Annotated in this window: 18 protein-coding genes; 10 read left to right on the plus strand and 8 right to left on the minus strand. The window is 73.0% G+C overall.

The features are described 5' to 3' along the window. Positions 1–91 precede the first annotated feature (91 nt). On the minus strand, positions 92–1,327 hold the full coding sequence (locus ACFXGI_RS26945; protein WP_384711686.1) for a DUF1266 domain-containing protein: 1,236 nt from the start codon (positions 1,325–1,327) through the stop codon (positions 92–94). A 339-nt stretch (positions 1,328–1,666) separates the two neighbouring features. Here ACFXGI_RS26945 and ACFXGI_RS26950 point away from each other — a divergent pair, with 339 nt between their 5' ends. From ACFXGI_RS26950 to ACFXGI_RS26960, 3 genes are all read left to right on the plus strand, one after another. Next, complete coding sequence (locus ACFXGI_RS26950) at positions 1,667–2,662, plus strand: hypothetical protein (protein WP_384711689.1); 996 nt, start codon at positions 1,667–1,669, stop codon at positions 2,660–2,662. A gap of 171 nt (positions 2,663–2,833) precedes the next feature. Then, positions 2,834–4,729 carry a C1 family peptidase gene (locus ACFXGI_RS26955; protein WP_384711692.1) on the plus strand — a complete coding sequence of 632 codons (1,896 nt, stop codon included), beginning with the start codon at positions 2,834–2,836 and terminating at the stop codon, positions 4,727–4,729. Positions 4,730–4,747: 18 nt separating this feature from the next. Further along, positions 4,748–5,071, plus strand: coding sequence for a protease inhibitor I42 family protein (locus ACFXGI_RS26960; protein WP_384711695.1), 324 nt, complete (start codon positions 4,748–4,750; stop codon positions 5,069–5,071). Here the strand turns inward: ACFXGI_RS26960 and ACFXGI_RS26965 are convergent. Next, the gene (locus ACFXGI_RS26965) at positions 5,046–6,230 is read right to left on the minus strand and encodes a DUF418 domain-containing protein (protein ID WP_384711698.1); all 1,185 of its coding nucleotides are present in this window, start codon (positions 6,228–6,230) and stop codon (positions 5,046–5,048) included. The two genes, ACFXGI_RS26960 and ACFXGI_RS26965, sit on opposite strands and share 26 nt — an antisense overlap. A 145-nt stretch (positions 6,231–6,375) precedes the next feature. Here ACFXGI_RS26965 and ACFXGI_RS26970 point away from each other — a divergent pair, with 145 nt between their 5' ends. Beyond that, entirely contained in the window at positions 6,376–7,056 is a 681-nt protein-coding gene (locus tag ACFXGI_RS26970; protein WP_384711700.1) for a GntR family transcriptional regulator, read from the plus strand. Positions 7,057–7,070: 14 nt separating this feature from the next. Then, the gene (locus ACFXGI_RS26975; RefSeq protein WP_384711703.1) at positions 7,071–8,444 is read left to right on the plus strand and encodes a nitrate/nitrite transporter; all 1,374 of its coding nucleotides are present in this window, start codon (positions 7,071–7,073) and stop codon (positions 8,442–8,444) included. 187 nt (positions 8,445–8,631) lie between these two features. Here the strand turns inward: ACFXGI_RS26975 and ACFXGI_RS26980 are convergent, their stop codons facing one another. Next, the gene (locus ACFXGI_RS26980) at positions 8,632–9,657 is read right to left on the minus strand and encodes a helix-turn-helix domain-containing protein (protein ID WP_384711706.1); all 1,026 of its coding nucleotides are present in this window, start codon (positions 9,655–9,657) and stop codon (positions 8,632–8,634) included. A gap of 179 nt (positions 9,658–9,836) precedes the next feature. Beyond that, on the minus strand, positions 9,837–10,673 hold the full coding sequence (locus tag ACFXGI_RS26985) for a maleylpyruvate isomerase family mycothiol-dependent enzyme (protein ID WP_384711709.1): 837 nt from the start codon (positions 10,671–10,673) through the stop codon (positions 9,837–9,839). 149 nt (positions 10,674–10,822) lie between these two features. Here ACFXGI_RS26985 and ACFXGI_RS26990 point away from each other — a divergent pair, with 149 nt between their 5' ends. Beyond that, on the plus strand, positions 10,823–11,599 hold the full coding sequence (locus ACFXGI_RS26990) for a carbon-nitrogen family hydrolase (RefSeq protein ID WP_384711712.1): 777 nt from the start codon (positions 10,823–10,825) through the stop codon (positions 11,597–11,599). Between the two features lie 145 nt (positions 11,600–11,744). Further along, a complete protein-coding gene (locus ACFXGI_RS26995; protein ID WP_384711715.1) occupies positions 11,745–12,092 on the plus strand; it encodes a hypothetical protein in 348 nt (115 codons plus the stop codon). Here the strand turns inward: ACFXGI_RS26995 and ACFXGI_RS27000 are convergent. Continuing rightward, complete coding sequence (locus ACFXGI_RS27000) at positions 12,028–12,549, minus strand: LURP-one-related/scramblase family protein (RefSeq protein ID WP_384711718.1); 522 nt, start codon at positions 12,547–12,549, stop codon at positions 12,028–12,030. The genes ACFXGI_RS26995 and ACFXGI_RS27000 overlap by 65 nt on opposite strands. Before the next feature lie 32 nt (positions 12,550–12,581). Between ACFXGI_RS27000 and ACFXGI_RS27005 the strand changes: the two genes are divergently transcribed. From ACFXGI_RS27005 to ACFXGI_RS27015, 3 genes are read left to right on the plus strand one after another with little or no spacing between them, the layout of a single operon-like run. Further along, positions 12,582–13,385 (plus strand): hypothetical protein, encoded by an 804-nt coding sequence (locus ACFXGI_RS27005; RefSeq protein WP_384711721.1) that lies wholly within the window; start codon positions 12,582–12,584, stop codon positions 13,383–13,385. 40 nt (positions 13,386–13,425) lie between these two features. Next, a complete protein-coding gene (locus ACFXGI_RS27010) occupies positions 13,426–13,959 on the plus strand; it encodes a DUF4240 domain-containing protein (RefSeq protein WP_384711724.1) in 534 nt (177 codons plus the stop codon). A gap of 46 nt (positions 13,960–14,005) precedes the next feature. Beyond that, entirely contained in the window at positions 14,006–15,844 is a 1,839-nt protein-coding gene (locus tag ACFXGI_RS27015; protein WP_384711727.1) for an NHL domain-containing thioredoxin family protein, read from the plus strand. Between the two features lie 14 nt (positions 15,845–15,858). Here the strand turns inward: ACFXGI_RS27015 and ACFXGI_RS27020 are convergent, their stop codons facing one another. The 3 genes from ACFXGI_RS27020 to ACFXGI_RS27030 form a co-directional block, all read right to left on the minus strand. Continuing rightward, positions 15,859–16,890 (minus strand): SMP-30/gluconolactonase/LRE family protein, encoded by a 1,032-nt coding sequence (locus tag ACFXGI_RS27020; RefSeq protein WP_384711730.1) that lies wholly within the window; start codon positions 16,888–16,890, stop codon positions 15,859–15,861. Positions 16,891–17,071: 181 nt separating this feature from the next. Beyond that, positions 17,072–18,364 (minus strand): M18 family aminopeptidase, encoded by a 1,293-nt coding sequence (locus ACFXGI_RS27025; protein WP_384711733.1) that lies wholly within the window; start codon positions 18,362–18,364, stop codon positions 17,072–17,074. A 101-nt stretch (positions 18,365–18,465) separates the two neighbouring features. Continuing rightward, the gene (locus ACFXGI_RS27030; RefSeq protein WP_384711736.1) at positions 18,466–19,215 is read right to left on the minus strand and encodes a hypothetical protein; all 750 of its coding nucleotides are present in this window, start codon (positions 19,213–19,215) and stop codon (positions 18,466–18,468) included. Positions 19,216–19,258: the final 43 nt, after the last annotated feature.

The raw sequence follows: 19,258 nt of genomic DNA on the forward strand, positions 1-19,258 counted from the left end.
GGCTCAAGCCGGGCCCACTGGCCGTTCGTCAGATCTCCACGTCCCACAAGACGTGATCATGAACGAACAAGATCCACTTTCGCAACAGACCCTAGGCGGACACCCCCTGGTTCCAGGGGATGTTGAGCCACGGACTGCCCGGATCGCTCATCAGGGCCTGGTGGGTGGCGGCCATGTCGGTGTACCAGTGCCCGTACTCCTCCTCGTCGAACTGGAGGCAGCGTCCCAGGACGAAGCCGGCGGAGAGATCCTCCCAGGAGCGGTACGAGAGCCGGCAGGCCCTCCCGGCCCGGATGACGGCGTCCTCGGCCTCCTGGAGCGTGCACAGGCGGGCGCCGAGCCCCCAGCGGGCCATCTGGGAAGCCCGCCCGTAGTCCCAGGCCTCGACGGACCGGACGAACCTGCCCTCGCCGAGGATCCCGTCGGCCCGGAAGCGCTGCTCGTAGCGCGCGATGCGGCCGATGACCCGCTGCACGCCGGCGACTTCCCCCTCCACCTCCGCCGCGGAGCGGGGCCGGGCGACGGTGACGCCTTCGGGGGTGATCCGGGGCTCGGCCGCCCGTTCCGCGTTGGCCCGCAGGGTCGCCTCGGTGGCGTGCCTCCAGTGCTCGATGTCCACCGGTCCGGCGAACTCCTTGGAGAGGGCCGTGCGGATCCGCAGGGTGAACTCCCAGACCGCGCTGACCATGTCGGCCGTCAGCAGCCGCTCGGTGCCGAGCAGCCATTCCTCGCGGGTGGTGATGCCCCAGTACTCCTTGAGCTTCTCGCGCTCCTTCATGTAGCCCTCGCCGTGGTAGCCCAGGGCGTTCCAGAACAGTCCGTTGCGTACGGAGAGGTGCGCGCCGCAGGCGAGCCCGAAGGCGGCGGGGCCGCGCAGCGGGCCCCCGACGTGGAGGCCGTGGACCTTGTTCTGCTCCAGGCCGTACGAGGGGGCCCGGTCCCAGTGGGCGTTCCACACCGCGCGGTCGCCGGGGCCGGCGGGCAGGAAGGCCTCGCAGGGGCTGCCGGGGTTGACGGCCAGGTACGGAGGATCACCGGGCTCGAAATTGGCGGCGAACCAGGCGAGGCTCTGGCGGGTGAAGACCCCGTCGGCGGTCGGGGCGGGCAGCATGCCCGCCGTGTACGCCACGTAGCAACGGGCGCGGACCTGCGGGAAGTACGCGGGTTCGAGCAGGACCGAGGTGGGGTGCGCGTCGACGTATGCGCGGGCCATGGGGACGAACAGCCAGGCGCGGGCCAGGGCGTCGAAGTAGGCGGGCCAGTCGTTCCTGAGCTTGGCTTCGTACAGCTCTCGTTCTATGACGCTCGGCGCGATCCAGGTCCCCATACGGGAAACCCTAACGGGGCCCTCCGATGCCGAGCTCGGCCCATGAGCCGGCCGGGGCAGCCCCCACGCCCCCGCGGTCGGGGTCTCCGACGACGGCCGGGCGGCTTTCGCGCGCTCGCTCCGAGCCCTCCGCGAGGCGATTACTCAGGGTGAGGGCGTCACGAGGGTGCAGCACCGTCGGCGGAGCGGAAAGGGGACGTCATCCGTGCAGGTGGCAGCCTTGGGGGTGGTGATTTCAGAGATGCGCGGGCCGGTTTGCGGTTGCCGAATGTGACCGGGTGGCGGTGAGTGGACAGGGGCACACCCCCTGCCCCACGACTCTGAAACAGGAGAGAGATCTTGCACCGCATCACCCGCTACACCCTCCCCGCCGCCCTGTGCGTGACGCTGATGTCCGTGTCCCCCGGTCTGGCCGGTGCGGCCGACACCCCGACGAAGGCGTCGGCGCCGCTGGCGAAGAAGGCCGTCCCCGGTGCCGAGGCGCTGACCGCGCAGGTGGCGTCCCTCGGGGCGGCCGGCAGCCTGATCACGCCCGTGACCAACTTCCTCGGGGAGGTACTGAAGTCGCCGGACGGGAAGCTCCCGGAGGCCGATCTGGCCGCGCACAAGCAGAAGATCGACGCGGCGCTGGCCTCCATGAAGAACACCTTCGCGGCGGCGGCCCCGGCGGCCCCGGCGGCCCCCGCCGTACCGGAGGCGGTGGCCAAGCCTCCGGCGAACGCGCCGGTGGTCACCCCGGTGGTCCTGCCGAAGCAGCCGGCGGACGAGCCGCCGGGGGCGGTGGCGAAGCCCCCGGCAGAGGCCGCGAAGCCGCCGGTTGAGGCTGCGAAGCCGCCGGTTGAGGCTGCGAAGCCTCCGGTGGAGGCTGCGAAGCCTCCGGTGGAGGCTGCGAAGCCTCCGGTGGAGGCTGCGAAGCCTCCGGTCGAGGTGCTCAAGCCGCCGGTGGAGGCCGCCAAGCCGCCGGTGGAGGTCGCGAAGCCGCCCGTCGAGGCTGCCAAACCGCCGGTCGAGGCTGCCAAGCCGCCGGTTGAGGCTGCCAAGCCGCCCGCCGTCGTTGCGCAGCCCGTCACGCTGCCGGCCGTCGCCCCGGTCGTCGCGGCGAAGCCCAAGGCCGTGGACCGCGCCCGCGTGGACCTCGTCACCGCCGCCGTCGACCACCTCAAGGCCTCCGTCGACGAAGTCGCCAAGGCCGCCGGCCCGTGCGGCTGCACCACCGACGCCAAGGCCAAGGCCACCGATGTCGTGAACGACCTCGGCACCACCGTGATGGCCCTGTTCACCGGCCTCGGCCTGCCCGGCGGCACGCCGGCCGCCGCCCCCGCCCCGGCGGAATAGGCCCCACCCGGCCCGCCTCCGCCCCCGGCGTCCCTCCGACGCCGGGGGCGGACGGCTGTCCCGTACGACCCCCCTGTGCGACCGCGCGACCGTGCGGACACCCTTGACGCGCCCCGCCCCCCGATGGACGCTCCCGGGTCTGCACACAATGGTTGACGCTGGGGGGCGGTCATGCCGGAGCGGTCTGTCCAGACGGTGGGGGAGCTACGCGCGCAGCTCGTATCGCGACGAGCGCGCTGGTCCGTCATCGAACATCTCGCCGACGAGGAGCCCGTACCCCGGCCCTCCCTCGGCCTCGAACCCGGGGCGAACCTCACGCCCGCCGAGGAGATCGGCGCCATCGACCTGCGGGCGCTCATCGGCCACGAGAGCGCCAACCCGCACCTCACCCGCCGCCGGGCCGCCCACGGCCTGCTGCCCGGCACGCCGGCGGCGGGGCCCGGAGCCCGCCCCGCCGCCGTCGACTGGCGAACCCGCTGGGGCTGGCCCTGGATCACCAAGGTCAAGGACCAGAACCCGTGCGGCTCCTGCTGGGCCTTCGGGGCCGCGGGTCTCGTCGAGTCGATGGCCCGCATCGAGCACAACGTCTGGGCGAAACGCTCGGAGGGGGACGTCCACGACGGTCTGAAGTTCACCTGCGGCCAGGGCTCCAACCCCGAGACCGCCCTCGACTGGGTCAAGGACAACGGAGGCCTCGCCGATCCCGACTGCTGGCCCTACTCCCCGCCCCCGCCCACCGTCCCGGCCGACCGCCGCGACGCCTGGCGCGCCGAGTACACGCCCAGCTGGGACCGGTCCGGCCGCACCGTCCGGATCACCGACTACGTCCGCCTCGGCGACGTCGAACAGCAGAAGGCCTGGCTCGACACCGTCGGTCCGCTCACCGCCTGCTTCGACGTGTACGACGACTTCTTCGGCCTCGGCTCCGGCGTCTACCACCGCACCAGCGACCGCCTCGCGGGCGGCCACTGCGTGCTGATCACCGGCTACGACGACGCCGCCGGCTGCTGGCTGTTCAAGAACTCCTGGGGGCCGGGCTACCACGTCGGCGGTTACGGGCGGATCGCCTACGGCGAGGTCAAGATCGACTACTGGGCCAAGTGCGGTCTGCGCGGCACCAACATCGACCCGTGGAGCAAGCGCCGCCTGCACGCCGGCAACGTCTACGAGAGCGGCAACGGCCGTGCCCACCGCAACTTCGAGCTGCTCGCCACCGCCGCGGGCGGCGGCGGCCGCCTCCAGCACTGGTGGCGCGAGGGCGATGCCCCCTTCCCGTGGGCCCGTGCCATGTCGTACGCGAACGACGCCTCGGGCCAGCCCGCCTTCACCGGCACCACGTACAACCGGAACATGGAGTCCCTGCACGTGACCACCGGCGGCCGGCTGCGCCACTGGTACTACGAGCAGTCCGCCGGCGTCTGGCGCGACGGCGGCGCCTTCGGGCCGGGCGACGCCGCGATCGGCTCGACCCCGGGGTTCATCCAGAGCGACTACGGCAAGCCGGGCAACTTCGAGGCGGTCGTCCGCACCGCCGACGGCCGCCTCAACCACTGGTGGCGGATCAACGGCGCCCCGTGGACCTGGAACGACGGCGGCCGTTTCGCCTCCGGCATCGCCCACTACGGGCCCGCCCTGGTCCAGACCCGCAGCCGCCACCTCGACCTCGTCGCCACCCGTACGGACGGCCGGATGCAGCTGTGGTGGCGCGACGACCCGAACGGCTTCGCCTGGCGCCCGGGGGAGGTCTTCGGCAGTGCGGTCACCTCCGCGCCCTGCCTGATCGAGGCCCAGTACGGGGCGGCCGACGAGGACACCGCCGGGAACTACGAGCTCTGCGCGGTCGGCGCGGGAGGCCGCGTCGAGCACTGGTGGCGGGGCAACGCCGCCGGCTCCGCCTGGAACCGCAGCGCCGTCTTCGGCCACGACGCGCTCGCCGTCACCGGGATGCTCCAGGGGAGTTTCGGGTTCAACCTGGAGGTCATCGTCCTGCGCACGGACCGGCAGCTGCAGCACTACTGGCGGGACGGAGCGGGCTGGCACGAGGGGCCGGTGATCGGCCCCGCCTGAGCCGGGAGGTCTTCGCGGGTGGAGGTACGCAACATCGCCCTCGGCGCCGGCGAGTCGTACGAGCTGCGGCTCACCGGGCGCGGGGCGCGGGGCTACGTGTGGACCTGGCAGGTGACGGGGGACGCGGACGCCGTCTCCGTCAGCGACGTGAGCGGGCCGCCGCCCCCCGCGCAGGTCCTGCCCGGCGCCCCGCTGGAGCGGACGTACGTGGTCCGGGGCCGGTGTCCCGGCGGCCGCGCCCGGATCCGCTTCGCGCAGGTCCGGCCGCCGTACCCGCAGGAGGCCCCGTACGACGAGTTCGTCCTGGAAGTGGAGGTCACGGCCGCGGCCGACGGGGACTGAGCGCCCAGTGCTGCACGGCCTCCAGCGGGCCCCGCTCGAAACGGCGCAGCCAGAGCCGTGAGGCGGCGACCAGGACGAGGCTCACCCCCGCCCACAGGCCCATCACCCACCAGGGCCCGCTGCCGCCGAGCCGGTCGGCGAGCCCCAGCCCGATGCCGTAGCAGAGCAGCATGCAGAGCAGGTTCTGGCCGACGTAGCAGGAGAGGGCGGTGCGCCCGACGGAGCCGAGGGCGCCGGCCCCCGGGACCCGGAAGCGGTCCAGGGCGCAGCCGATCAGGCCGATGTACCCGACGGCGATCAGCGGGGCGATGCCGTAGCGCCCCAGGACGAAGAAGTCGTGGCCGCCGAGCGCGGCGGCGGCGCCCAGCGGCAGCCCGATGCCGAGTCCCCACGCGGCCATCCGGACCCGGATCCGGCGCCCCTCGGCGCCCGCCGCGAAGGCGCCCGCGCGGTGCAGCCGGACGCCGAGGAGGAAGAGGCAGACCAGGAGTCCGAAGGTGAAGACGGGTTCGATGCGCAGGGCGAGGGCGTGGTCGAGCCGGAAGGAGACCTGGTCGAGGTAGCCGCCGTGGGCGTACAGCCGGGCCGCGGCGGGATCCGGGGTCCGGGGCCCGGAGTCCGTCTTGGCCAGGTCCCCGAGCGTCACGAGGCATATCAGGGCCAGGTGCAGTCCGCCCGAGGTCCACAGCGCGACCCGCCGCGCCTTCTCGGAGCGGGCCAGCAGCCGGGCCACCAGCAGGGCGGTGACGGCGTACCCCATCAGCACGTCCCAGGCGAAGATCAGGACGAAGTGAAGGGTCCCCTCCAGGAAGAGGAACGCGGCCCGCCGCGGATAGCGCCCGGGCCACGGCTCGCCGCGGCGTGCGGCGGAGTCGTACTGGATGGCCAGGCCCACCCCGAACAGGATCGTCAGCAGGGAGAGGAACTTCCCGTCGGCGAGGAAGCGGAAGACCGTCTCGGCGATGTTCGCGGCCGTGGGGTCGGCGAGCGGGTCGGGCGTGTCCAGGCCGCCGTTCAGTACGCCCCACTCGGAGCCGGGCGACGCGAAGATCCAGACATTGGTCATGAGCGTGCCGAGGATGGCGGCACCGCGCAGGACGTCGAGGAGGGGCAGTCGGGTCGCGGTCGCTCCGGGGGCGGCGAGGGTCGTGTGGGCCATGACCTCAGCGTCCCGGGGTGCGGGACCCGTTGCGTCCTGCGGCCGGACGAAGCCCCGGTACATCCTTCGTTGCAGCCGTGCGGGACCGCCGTCCACATCCCGGACGGGGCGACCGGTGCACCCTTCATGTATCTATCCTGTGCGCATGCCGCCAGCCGCACCCCCCGCCGCCACCGCCACCGCGCGAGCCGCCGTCCCCGCCGCCGAGCGCGTGTACCGACACGTCAAGCAGGCCGTGCTGGTCGACCGCCGCTACGAGGGCGGAACCCTCCTGACCGAGGGCGAACTCGCCGACGCCGTGGGGGTGTCCCGTACGCCGGTCCGCGAGGCGCTGCTGCGTCTGGAGACCGAGGGGCTGCTGAAGCTGTACCCGAAGAAGGGCGCGCTGGTGCTTCCGGTCTCCGCGCAGGAGATCGCCGATGTCATAGAAACCCGGCTGCTGGTCGAGGAGTTCACCGTGCGCAGGGCGGTGCCGGCGCCGCCCGGCCTGCTGGAGCGGCTCGCCGAACTGCTGGAGGAACAGCGCCGGTACGCCGCCGAGGGCGACCTCGCGGCGATGATGGCCGCCGACCGGGGCTTCCACGCCGAGATCGTGCGCAGTGCCGGCAACGCGATCCTCTCCCGACTCTACGACCAGCTCCGCGACCGGCAGCTGCGGATGGGCGTGGCCCTGCTGCACGCGCACCCCGAGCGGGTGGAGCGGTCACTGGCCGAGCACGCGGAGATCCTGGAGGCCCTGCGGGCCGGGGACGCGGAGGCGGCGGCCGCGACCGTACGGGGCCACGTGGGCCGGGTCGAGGCGCTGGTGCGGGGGGCGGGCCGGTGAGCGGGAACGGACCGGTGAGCGGGCACGGGACGAGCGGGCACGGGACGGCGACGGGGAACGGCGTCTTCCGGGATCCTCCGGGCGGCCGGAAGGCGGTGGCCGTCTGGTCCATCGGCGTGGCCGTCTACTTCGTCGCGGTGATCTTCCGTACGAGCCTGGGCGTGGCCGGTCTGGAGGCGGCGGACCGCTTCCACGTCAACGCCTCCGCGCTCTCGACCTTCTCCATCCTCCAACTCCTGGTGTACGCGGGCATGCAGGTGCCGGTGGGGTTGATGGTGGACCGGCTCGGCACCAAGAAGGTGCTGACGCTGGGCGCGGTCCTGTTCACGGCCGGCCAGCTCGGCTTCGCGCTCTCGCCCTCGTACGGGATGGCCCTCGCGGCCCGCGCCCTGCTGGGCTGCGGCGACGCGATGACCTTCATCTCCGTGCTGCGGCTGGGCACCCGGTGGTTCCCGGCCCGGCGCGGCCCGCTGACGGCGCAGCTGGCGGGGCTGGTCGGCATGGCCGGCAACCTGGTCTCCACGCTGGTGCTGGCCCCGGTCCTGCACGGGGTCGGATGGGTACAGGCGTTCGCGGGCAGTGCGGTGGCGGGCGTGGTCGTGCTGATCCCGCTGGTGCTCTTCCTGAAGGACCACCCGGAAGGCCACGAACCACCGGCGCGCGCGGGGGGCGGGGGCTTCGTACGCCGCCAGATCCGGGACTCCTGGCAGGAACCCGGCACCCGCCTGGGCCTGTGGGTGCACTTCACCACGCAGTTCCCGGCGATGGTGTTCCTGCTGCTGTGGGGCATGCCGTTCCTGGTCGAGGACCAGGGGCTGGAGCGGACCACCGCGGCGGGGCTGCTGACCCTGGTGGTGGCCGCGAACATGGGCTTCGGCCTCGTCTACGGCCAGCTGATAGGCCGCCGCCAGTCGGCGAGGATCCCGCTGGCTCTGGGCACGGTGGCGCTCACGGCGCTGCTGTGGGCCTCGACCCTGGCCTACCCCGGCCCGCAGGCCCCGATGTGGCTCCTCGTCACCTTGTGCGTCGTCCTGGGCACCTGCGGCCCGGCCTCGATGATCGGCTTCGACTTCGCCCGCCCCGCGAACCCGCCCGACCGCCAGGGCACCGCGTCGGGGCTGACGAACATGGGCGGCTTCCTGGCCTCGATGACGACCCTGCTGGCGGTGGGCCTCCTCCTGGACGCCACCGGCGACAACTACCGGATCGCCTTCTCGTCGGTCTTCGTGGTGGAACTCCTGGGCCTGACCCAGATCCTGCGCCTGCGCCCCCGGGCCCTGGCCCGCGAACGCACCCGGGCCGCGGCCCCGGCCCGGCCCGCGTCCGTCTCCGTACCCTCCGCCGCGCCGGCGGACCCGGCCGACTCCCCGCGGCCGACGCCCGCGTAGCGACGCGCACGGCGCCGCCCCCGGAAGCACGGGCGCGGCCCGGGGCCGCTCGCACAGCGGCGTGGATCCACGTCCGGCTCCCCCGCCGGCAGGGGCCCGGCGGGACAGACCCCCGTCCAGTCCCGCCGGAGCCACCACCCCGGCGCAGCCACCGCCACCCGCACGGCACGGCCGACGAATGCAGACCCTACGGCCGCGCGACACCCCCGGATGTGCCGGACGCGCAGGGCTCGTTGATCTTGCGCGCAAGGGCCTCCCGGACCGCCCGGCGGCGGAACTCGGTGGGGCTCGTCCCGTACGCCTCCCGGAACGTCCGGCTGAACACCGAGGCGTCGGTGAAGCCCCACCGCCTCGCCACGGTGTGGACCGGGCTGGTCAGGAGCCCCGGGTCCGCGAGATCGGTCCGGCACCGCTCCAGCCGGCGCCGCCGGATCCCGGCCGCCACCGTTTCGCCCCGGTCGCGGAACAGCTGCTGGAGGTGGCGCAGCGAGATGCCGTGCCGGGCGGCGACGGCGGACGGGGTCAGCTCCGGATCGCCGAGGTTGTGGTTGACGAAGACCTCGATCCGCTCCAGCAGGGCGCGGGTGCGGGCCTCGGGCGAGAGCTCGTCCTGCGCGCCGAGATGCCGGGCCAGGCAGGCGCCGACCAGGTCGTGGGCGACCGTACCCAGCCGGTTCAGCTCCGCCGGCCCGCAGTCGGCCGCGTGCGCCGCCAGCGACCGCATGTACTGGGCGAGGATCGCCCCCATGCCGTGGCCGCCCGCGATCCGGCGGGCCAGCAGCCGTTCGACCCGGGCGCCGCGCAGCGGCATCGCATCGCGGGGGAAGGACAGGACGATCGCCCGCACCCGGCCCCCGTCCACCTCCGGGACGGCGTCCGACTCCATCGGAAGCGAGGTGTCCCAGAGCACCATGTCCCCGGTGAACAGACCCGATTCGTTCCGGTTCTGGGCGAGCGACATGGCTCCGGTGGTCACGAGCCCCAGCTGGTACTGCTCGGGATCGCTGCGCCGCACGTGGGCGGCGGTGCGCAGAGAGCGCAGCGAGCTGAACTCGAACGAGGACACCTGCACGCCGCCGAGGTCCAGGACGGACGCCTCGGCCCAGAAGTCCCGGACGCGTTCACTGCGGATCGCCGTGGGTACGAGCTCCTGCGCGATCACGTCGGTGAACCAGTCGAGCCGCTCCGACGCAGGTACCCCGGCAGCCGACATCCTTGACCACATCCCGGAAACCCCCTTCGCCCGCTCCGCGTTGCCCGCCCATGGCAGGGACGCGACAACCGCAGGAGCGGTTCTCGCCGGCGGCGCCCCGACCGCCCGCCGGGCGGCTACGAGGTCACGGCGTCACGGCGCCAGGGGTCAAGGGGCCAAGGGGTCAATGGGTCAATGGGTCACGGGGTCACGGCGAAGTGGGCCAGGATCGCGTCCGCCAGCTCGGTGTCGCCCTCGACCTTCACCCGGTCCGCGACGGCGCCCGCGCCCGCGCGGACCCGCCCCGCCGCGAGGCGTACGTACGTCTCCCAGTCCGTCGTCAGCGTCACGGCCGGGCCCAGCGAGGGCGTCCCGTCCACCGTCCCGCGCCCGTGCGCGTCCACGCGTACCGTCCGCATGAACTCCACCGGCCCGTGCACGTCGATCACGACCGCCGAGTTCGCCGGCGCCCCGGCCAGCTTGGCGACCACCTTCGGCAGCCCGGCCAGCAGGATGTCCCGCGCCACGTACGCCCCCGGCGAGTCCCAGTTCCCCGGCACGCCCAGCGCCGCCCGCAGGTCCTGCTCGTGGATCCACACGTCGAACGCCCGCAGTCGCAACGCGTGCTCCAGGGTCACCTGGTCGCCCAGCGGCCCCCGCACCATGGTGGCCGGATCCCGCTTCTCGTTCCGCAGCTGACGCGACCGACGGATGATCGTGTACTCCAGCTCCGAGGTCATCTCCGGCGCGGTGTGGTGGCGCCGGACGTCAACCTGGACCTCCATGTACCGGCTGAACTCGTCGACCACGTGCCGCAGGTCCCTCGCGACGGTGTGGATCGGCCGCGGGTCCCCCAGCTGCTCGCATTCGATGCCGATGATGTGTGACACCACATCACGGACGGACCAGCCGGGGCACGGGGTCGCCCGGTTCCACTCGCCCTCCGCCAGGGGGAGGACCAGCTCGGATATCGCCTCGATGGAGTGGGTCCACGCGTCGGCATAGGGCTGAAGGCTGGGATGCGGCTGGACGGTCAACGGGACCCCTCGCGTGCTGTTCAGTGGCGCGTTTTCTGGAAGCGTGTGGACTGCTTCCAAAACTACGCTGCCGGTGAGCACCCCGGCAGTGCTTTCGTGTGACGATCGTAGGCCCGAGTTGACGGCTTGAATGCCAGGACGGTGGTACTGTGCGCGCCTCGCTGATCCAAATCGCGGTGTCCGACGGCGAGTCGGTCGCCGCACGCAGGGCCCGAGTGGCCGATATCGTTCGGGAGCAGGCCGGGTCGGACCTGGTCGTGCTGCCCGAACTGTGGACGACGGGCGCCTTCGCCTACGAGCAGTTCGAGACCGAGGCCGAGCCGCTGGACGGTCCGACGTACGAGGCGATGTCGAAGGCGGCCGGCGACGCCGGGGTCTGGCTGCACGCGGGCTCGGTCGTGGAGCGCGCCGGCGACGGCTCCCTCTACAACACCGCCCTCGTCCTGTCCCCGACCGGCGAGCTGGCCGCCACGTACCGCAAGATCCACCGCTTCGGCTTCGACCAGGGCGAGGCCGTCCTGATGTCGGCCGGGGACTCCCTGACCACCGTCACCCTGCCGGAGCAGGTCCTCGGCATCGCCACCTGTTACGACCTGCGCTTCCCCGAGCTGTTCCGCGGCCTGGTCGACGCCGGGGCCACCACGATGGTGGTGGCCGCGGGCTGGCCTGCCCGACGCCGGGCCCACTGGACCCTGCTGAACCGGGCGCGGGCCGTCGAGGACCAGTCGTACGTGCTCGCCTGCGGGCTGGCCGGTACGCACGCGGGCGTCGAGCAGGCCGGGCACAGCCTGGTCGTGGACCCCTGGGGCGAGGTCCTGGCCGAGGCGGGCCCCGGCGAGGACGTCCTCACCGTCGACCTGGACCCGGCGAAGGTGGCCGAGACCCGCGAACAGTTCCCGGCCCTGAAGGACCGCCGCCTGCGCTGATCGCCGCCCCGGGGCCCCGCGGGCCCCGGGGTCCCGGAAGGCCCCGGTTGACGCCGGGGTTTGCGGGCAGGAGGGGGGAGCGGGCGGCGCCGGACGCCGGTTCCGCGACGAGGTGACGACGAGCGGACGAGGAGGCGGGTGCGCCGTGACGGATGACGCGGAGGACGTGCTGGAGGCCGCCCTGGAGCCGCACGAGCCCACCGTCGCGGAGATCGAGGCCCGTCGGCGAGTCCGGGACCGGGCCACCGGCATGACCCACCACGAGACGCAGGCCGCCCTGGAGGCCGTGCTCGCCGACGCCGGCGACCTGGAGTCCGGGGACGCCGCCGTCCGCGCCGGGGCCGCCGAGTGGCAGCGCATCACCGACCTCCTGCTGGACCACGGCGGCCCGTACACGCCGGACACCGACGCCTACGTCCAGGGCCAGCTCACGGCCCGCGATCACCATCGGGAGCGGCCCCGTCCTCCCGCTCCTTCTCCGCCAGCCGGATGACGCACACGGCGACCGCGATCAGCAGCGCCGCGTCCGCGTCCTCCCGGATCACGTCCACGGCGTAGGTCTCGCGGATCCGGTACCACCGGCGCGAGATCAGCGCGAGGAGCTCCCCCTCGTACTCGATCTTGAACTCCCGCTCCAGGAGCCGCCCGCTCACGTCCAGTTCGGTGCCCTCGGCCAGCGTCACGAGGTAGTGGCCCCGCAGCAGGGAGAGCCGCTTGCGGCGGATCACGGCGAGCCGGCGCTCGTCGCGCTCCAGCGTCATCGCGTCGCGCAGGCTGAACAGCTTCTCCCGCAGCGTGATCAGGATGTGCCCGTCCGGGTCCTTCAGCTCCAGGGTGTCCCGGATGCGCAGTGCCTTGCCGTCGACGAGGAAGGCGTGCCTCCCGTCCTCGTCCTCGATCCGGTAGTCGTCCCCGACGGCCAGCATTTTGTCCCGAACCAGGTATTTCATGCCCGGATCGATGCCCGCGATAGGTTGCCGCCATGCCTCTGCTCTATGTGACCGACCTGGCGTACCCGGCACGCGGCCGCCGCTACTGCGACGAGGACATCCTCCTCACCTCCCGGCTGCGCGAGCACTTCCCGCTCGCCCTGTGCCATCCGCTGGACGCGGCGGGGATGATGGCGGACTTCGACGCGGTGATCGTCCGCAACAGCGGGCCGGTCCTGCACTACCAGGAGGCGTACGACGCCTTCCGCGCGGCCGCCCTCGCCGCCGGCACCCGCGTCTACAACCCGCTCACGGGCCGCGGCGACATGGCGGGCAAGCAGTACCTCCTCGACCTCACGGCCGCCGGCCACCCCGTCATCCCCACGATCGACGACCCCGCCGACCTCGCGCTGCTGCCCGCGGTGCCCTCGTACGCGGTGAAGCCCAAGCAGGGCGCGGACTCCATAGGCCTGACCTTCACCCCGCACCCGCAGGGCCCGGCGGGGGTGAACCTGATCCAGCCGCGCATCGACTTCGCGTACGAGGTCTCCTTCTACTTCGTCGACGACGCCTTCCAGTACGCCCTTTACGCCCCGGACCCGGACCGCCGCTGGGAGCTGGAGCCGTACGAGGCCACGGCGGCCGATCTGGACTTCGCCCGCTCCTTCATCGCGTGGAACACGCTGTCGCACGGCATCCAGCGGGTGGACGCCTGCCGCGCCCCCTCCGGCGAGCTCCTGCTCGTCGAGCTGGAGGACCTGAACCCGTACCTGTCCCTGGACCTCGTGCCCCCGGAGACCCAGGAGGCTTTCATCACCGCTCTGACGCAATCCCTCCACTCCTTCCTCACGGTCTGACGACGCGTCCGATGTCAGAGGGGAATGCCACGCTTTCCCCATGGACAAGCAAACGTTCTGGATGCTGATCGACACGGCCCGTACGGAGTCCGGGCCCGACCAGGTGGCGGCGCGCGCCTCGGAGTTGCTGGCGCGCCGCCCCGGGTCCGAGATAGCCGCCGCCCAGCAGGTGCTGTGGGACCTGCTGGCGGAGTCCTACCGCAGCCCGCTCTGGGCCGCGGCGTACGTGATCAACGGCGGCTGTTCGGACGACGGCTTCGACTACTTCCGCGGCTGGCTCCTGACCCAGGGCGAGGAGGCCTTCGCCCTGGCCTTGGCCGACCCCGACTCCCTGGCGGACCACCCCGCGGTCCGCGAGGCGGCGGCGGAGGGCCTGGAGCTGTGGGACGAGGAGGCCCTCTCGATCGCCTGGACGGCGTACGAGTCGGCCACGGGCCGGGAGCTCCCGGCGGAGTCCTTCACGATCAGCTACCCCGCGCTGGACCCGTCCTGGGACTTCGACTTCGACGACACGGCGCAGACCGCCACCCGCCTGCCGCGCCTCAGCGCCCTCTTCGACCAGACGGGGCGGTGACGGCACCCGTGAGGGGGTGTTCCCGCGTGGATGGCAAGCTTGAAGCATGAACGATGCCGCCCCGGCGCACACCCCCGCGCCCCGCCGTGCCCGTCTCCGCGCTCCCGAGCTGGTCGGGAAGGGAGGCTGGCTGAATACGGGCGGGAAGGATCTGGGTCTCGCCGAACTGCGCGGCCGGATCGTGATCCTCGATTTCTGGACCTTCTGCTGCATCAACTGCCTGCACGTCCTGGACGAGCTGCGCGAGCTGGAGGAGAAGCACCGCGACACCGTCGTGATCATCGGCGTCCACTCGCCGAAGTTCGTGCACGAGGCGGAGCACGCGGCCGTCGTCGACGCCGTCGAGCGGTACGAGGTGCACCACCCCGTCCTCGACGACCCCGAGCTGGCCACCTGGAAGCAGTACGCCGTACGGGCCTGGCCGACGCTCGTCGTCATCGACCCCGAGGGGTACATCGTCGCCCAGCACGCCGGCGAGGGGCATGCGCACGCCATCGCCCGGCTCGTGGACGAGCTCGAAGCCGAGCACGAGGCCAAGGGCACGCTGCGCCGCGGGGACGGGCCGTACGTGGCGCCCGAGCCGGTGGCCACCGACCTCCGCTTCCCCGGCAAGGCGCTGCTGCTGCCGAGCGGGAACCTCCTCGTGTCGGACTCGACGCGGCACCAGCTCGTGGAGCTGGGCCCCGACGGCGAGAACGTCGTACGCCGCATCGGCAGCGGCGAGCGCGGCTTCGGACCGGACGCCTTCAGCGAGCCCCAGGGCCTGGCCCTGCTCCCCGACGGGTCGGTCGTCGTCGCCGACACCGTCAACCACGCGCTGCGCCGCTTCGACCCCGCGACGGGCGCCGTCGAGACCGTCGCCGGGACCGGCCGCCAGTGGTGGCAGGGCTCGCCGACCTCCGGCCCGGCCCTGGAGGTGGACCTGTCCTCGCCGTGGGACGTCGCCTGGTGGCAGGGCAAGGTGTGGATCGCCATGGCGGGCGTGCACCAGCTGTGGACCTGGGATCCGGAGACCGGGACGGTCGCCGTCTCCGCCGGCACGACCAGCGAGGGCCTGCACGACGGGCCCGCGCGGGAGGCCTGGCTCGCCCAGCCCTCCGGGCTCGCGGCCGCGGGGGACCGGCTGTGGATCGCCGACTCCGAGAACAGCGCCCTGCGGTACGTGGAGCCCGGGGGCGAGGGCGGCGACGGGTACGCCGTACGGACCGCCGTCGGGACCGGCCTGTTCGACTTCGGCCACCGGGACGGCGACGCCGCCCAGGCCCTGCTCCAGCACCCGCTCGGGGTGACCGCGCTGCCCGACGGCTCGGTCGCGGTGTGCGACACGTACAACCACGCCCTGCGCCGCTTCGACCCGGCGACCGGCCAGGTCTCCACGCTCGCCACCGACCTGCGGGAGCCCAGCGACGCGGTCCTCGTCGGCGAGGACATCGTGGTCGTCGAGTCCGCCCGGCACCGGCTGACCCGGCTGCGCCTCCCGGAGGAGGCCGTACGGGTCGACGCGGTCGCGCACCGCACGCAGCGGGCCGCCACCGAGGTCGCCCCGGGCACGCTCCGGCTCGACGTGGTCTTCCAGGCGCCGACCGGCCAGAAGCTCGACACCCGCTACGGGCCGTCGACGCGGCTGCTGGTGTCCTCGACCCCGCCGGAGCTGCTGGCGGGCGGCGAGGGGACCGGGACGGACCTGTTCCGGGAGCTGGCCCTGAACCCGGAGGTCACCGAGGGCGTGCTGCACGTCTCGGCGATGGCGGCCTCGTGCGACGACGACCCGGCCAACGAGTACCCGGCCTGCCACGTGCACCAGCAGGACTGGGGCGTGCCGGTGACCGTCACGGCCGACGGCGCCACCCGGCTCCCGCTCGTGCTCGCCGGGATGGACGCCTAGGCCCGGATGGACGCCTAGGAGGAAGGGCGTCGTGCTGCCTCGGCGCCCTTCCCCGCGTCGGCGACGAGCAGGTTCGGGTCGATGCCGTTGAGGAAGGCGCCGCTGGTGACGTAGACCTTGCGGTGGCGGACCGCCACGGAGGTCGGCCCGGACAATCCGTCCTTCCCGGTCAGCACGACGGTGTGGGTGCCGTCGGGCCGGACCAGGGCGAGTCCGCTCGCGGTGGTGTTCAGCGCGGCGAGCACCGTCTCGCCGTGCCCGGCGAACGCGAAGTCGTCGATCCCCGTCAGCCCGGTGGCGTGCGTCCTGGTCTTCCCCGCGGACCCGTCCTCGTCGACCGGGATCCTCAGCAGCGTGGCCCGGTCGTAGTTCGACACCCAGACCGCGTGGCCCCGTACCTTGATGCCGTTCGCGCCGATGAAGGTGGTCGGCTCCAGCGCCGCGCCGGTGGCCCAGGCCGTCACCTCGGGCTCGGGGTCCAGGGAGATGCGCCAGACGGTGCCGAGGACGGAGTCCGCGGCGTAGATCAGCCCGAGGTGCTCGTCGAGGGCGAGGCCGTTCACGAAGCCCTTCGGGGACATGTCGACGAGCTTGGTGACCTCGCGGTCGGGGGTGATCCGGTAGATGCCGGTCTCTGCCGTTCCCGTGTTGTAGCCGACGTAGAGCGTCCCGTCGCGGGTGCGGACGATCCCGCTCACGACGGCGACGCCGAGCAGGGGCGTCTGCGGGTCCGCGACATCGGGCAGGGTCGCGAGGAGCTGCTTCCCGCCGTGCCGGTCCACCCGGACCACCTGGCGGGCGATGGCCAGGGTCAGATCGGCGGAGCCGTCCGGTTCCAGGGCGATGTTCTCCGGTGTCTGACCGGCCTCGAAGTCGAAGTGCGCCACGATCCGCGGGTCCGTGAGGGAGAGCGGGGCGTCCGCGGACTTCGGCGGCTTCGGAGTGGCGGCCGCGGGGGCGGCCACGAGCAGGGCGAGGGCGATGCCCGCGGCGCCCGCGATGCGCGGCACGGGGAGGAGGCGGAACAGGCGGAACAGGCGGAGCACGGGACTCTCCTTGTCGGCCGGGAAGGACGGAACCCCAGCACAACATGACGGAGTGTCACGATACGTTCATCGCACCGCGTCGCCACCCGAGATCGACCCGCCCGGCCGAAGCCCGCGCCGCCCGGCCGAGGCCACGCCGCCCGCCCGCCCGGATCCGGCAGGCGGCACCGCCCGTACGGCGTCAGCCCTCCAGGAACGCCACCAGCGCGTTCGCGAGCAGGTACGGGTCGTCCGCACCGCACAGTTCGCGGGCGCTGTGCATCGACAGGATCGCGATGCCGATGTCCACCGTCTGGATTCCGTGCCGGGCGGCCGTGATCGGGCCGATCGTCGTCCCGCACGGCATCGAATTGTTCGATACGAACGTCTGCCACGGCACGCCGGCCCGCTCGCACGCCGCCGCGAACACCGCGCGTCCGGTGCCGTCCGTCGCGTACCGCTGGTTGACGTTGACCTTCAGGATCGGGCCGCCGTTGGCGCGCGGGTGGTGCGAGGGGTCGTGCCGCTCCGCGTAGTTGGGGTGCACGGCGTGGCCGGTGTCCGAGGACAGGCAGATGGTGCCCGCGAAGGCCCGCGCGCGGTCCTCGTACGTGCCCCCACGTGCGAAGACGGAACGTTCCAGCACGTTCCCCAGCAGCGGACCGTCCGCGCCCGTGTCCGACTGCGAGCCGTTCTCCTCGTGGTCGAACGCGGCCAGCACCGGGATGTGGTCCAGCTTGTCGGCGGTCGAGGCGGCGGCCAGCGCCGCGACGCCCGCGTGCACCGAGACCAGGTTGTCCATGCGCGGGCCGGCCACGAGCTCGCGGTCGCGCCCCAGGTACGACGGGGGCTCGATCGAGTGGACCATCAGGTCCCAGCCCGCCACCGAGCCCTGCGGCAGGCCCTCTTCCTCCTCCAGGAAGGCGATGAGGTCGCCCTCGTGGGCCTCGCCCAGGCCCCAGATCGGCTGCATGTGGCGCTGCTTGTCGAGCTTGAGCCCTTCGCTGTTGACCGACCGGTCCAGGTGCACGGCCAGCTGCGGGACGCGCAGCAGTGCGCGGTCCACGTTCACCAGCCGCTCGCTGCCGTCGCGCAGGGTCAGCCGGCCCGCCAGGCCCAGGTCCCGGTCCAGCCAGGTGTTGAGCAGGGTGCCGCCGTAGATCTCGACCGCGATCTGCCGCCAGCCCTGTGAGCCCGTGTCAGGAAGCGGCTTGACGCGCAGGTTGGGGGAGTCGGTGTGCGCGCCGACGATCCGGAACGGCATGTGCGCGGTCGCGCCCTCCGGGACGAACCAGGCGATGAGCGCGCCGCCGCGCAGGACGAACCGGCCTCCGCTGCCCGAGTCCCAGGCGTCCGTTTCCGACAACTGCCTGAAGCCTGCCTTCTCCAGCCGCTCGGCCGCATTGGCCACGGCGTGGTACGGCGACGGACTGGCCGTCAAAAAGGTCATCAGATCGTCGGTGTGGCCGCGGTCGAAGCGGGCGGGAGAGCTCATGTGGTTCACCTTAACGACGGTCGTGTTCGCCATGGTCGGACTGCGGCGGATAGCCGAAACGCCGGGACCGCGGGCCGTGTGGTCCACTTCCCGGCGGCTTGTCAGCCCGGCGGGCGCTCGAATCTGCGCTGCAGCTGCCTGCGTTCGCCCCGGGGGATGCGCGGGAGCATCTCCGGGGTCGTCGCGGAGCGCTGCGCGCGTCTCTTGCGTCCGGCGCAGAAGATACAGGCCTCACCGGGCGGCGCGTCCGGGTCGATGGGCGCGCCGGGGTGCTCGGAGCAGCCGGAGGCGTTGCGGGGCCTGGACAGCTCGCGGGCCACGATGAATGCGCGGTGGAGATCGTCCGCTATCCGGACGAACTCCTCGGCGGGGGAGGAAAAGCCCAGGTGGAAGCGGCGGTCCTCGACCGTGCGGAGGTGGTCGCGCAGGGACTGCAGCGTGTACGGAGGATCCGGTACGGGATAGCCCAGCCTGCGCTGCTCCCCCGCGGGCGGGGCGGCGGCCGCCGGGCGGGCCCCGCGCACACCCTGGGAGCGCAGCCCGAGCCGGCGCCGGTCGTTGCAGATCAGACAGCGGCCCCAGCCGTCGGGCGCCTCGGGGTCCAGGGCCCCGTTGGGGTGCTCGGAGCAGCCGGTGTAGCTCTTGGCGGGTGCGAGCCCGGCTGCGGTCTGGAAGGCGGTGTAGAGCGCATCGGCGACGGCCTCGTACTCGGCGGGGTGGGCGCCGTCGTACAGCTCCCGCAGATGGTCGCCGAGGCTGCCCAGGGCGGCCTGCAGCTCCTTGAGGGCGTACGGCCGCCCGGTCGGGACGGAGTACCCCCTGCTGTGGTTGTGCCGCTCTGCCGGACTCATGTCTACGAGCGTGCCACGAACCACCGGCAACCTGTGAATGCCG

Origin of the sequence: Streptomyces sp. NPDC059355, assembly GCF_042752335.1 — a bacterium.
Taxonomy (GTDB): domain Bacteria; phylum Actinomycetota; class Actinomycetes; order Streptomycetales; family Streptomycetaceae; genus Streptomyces.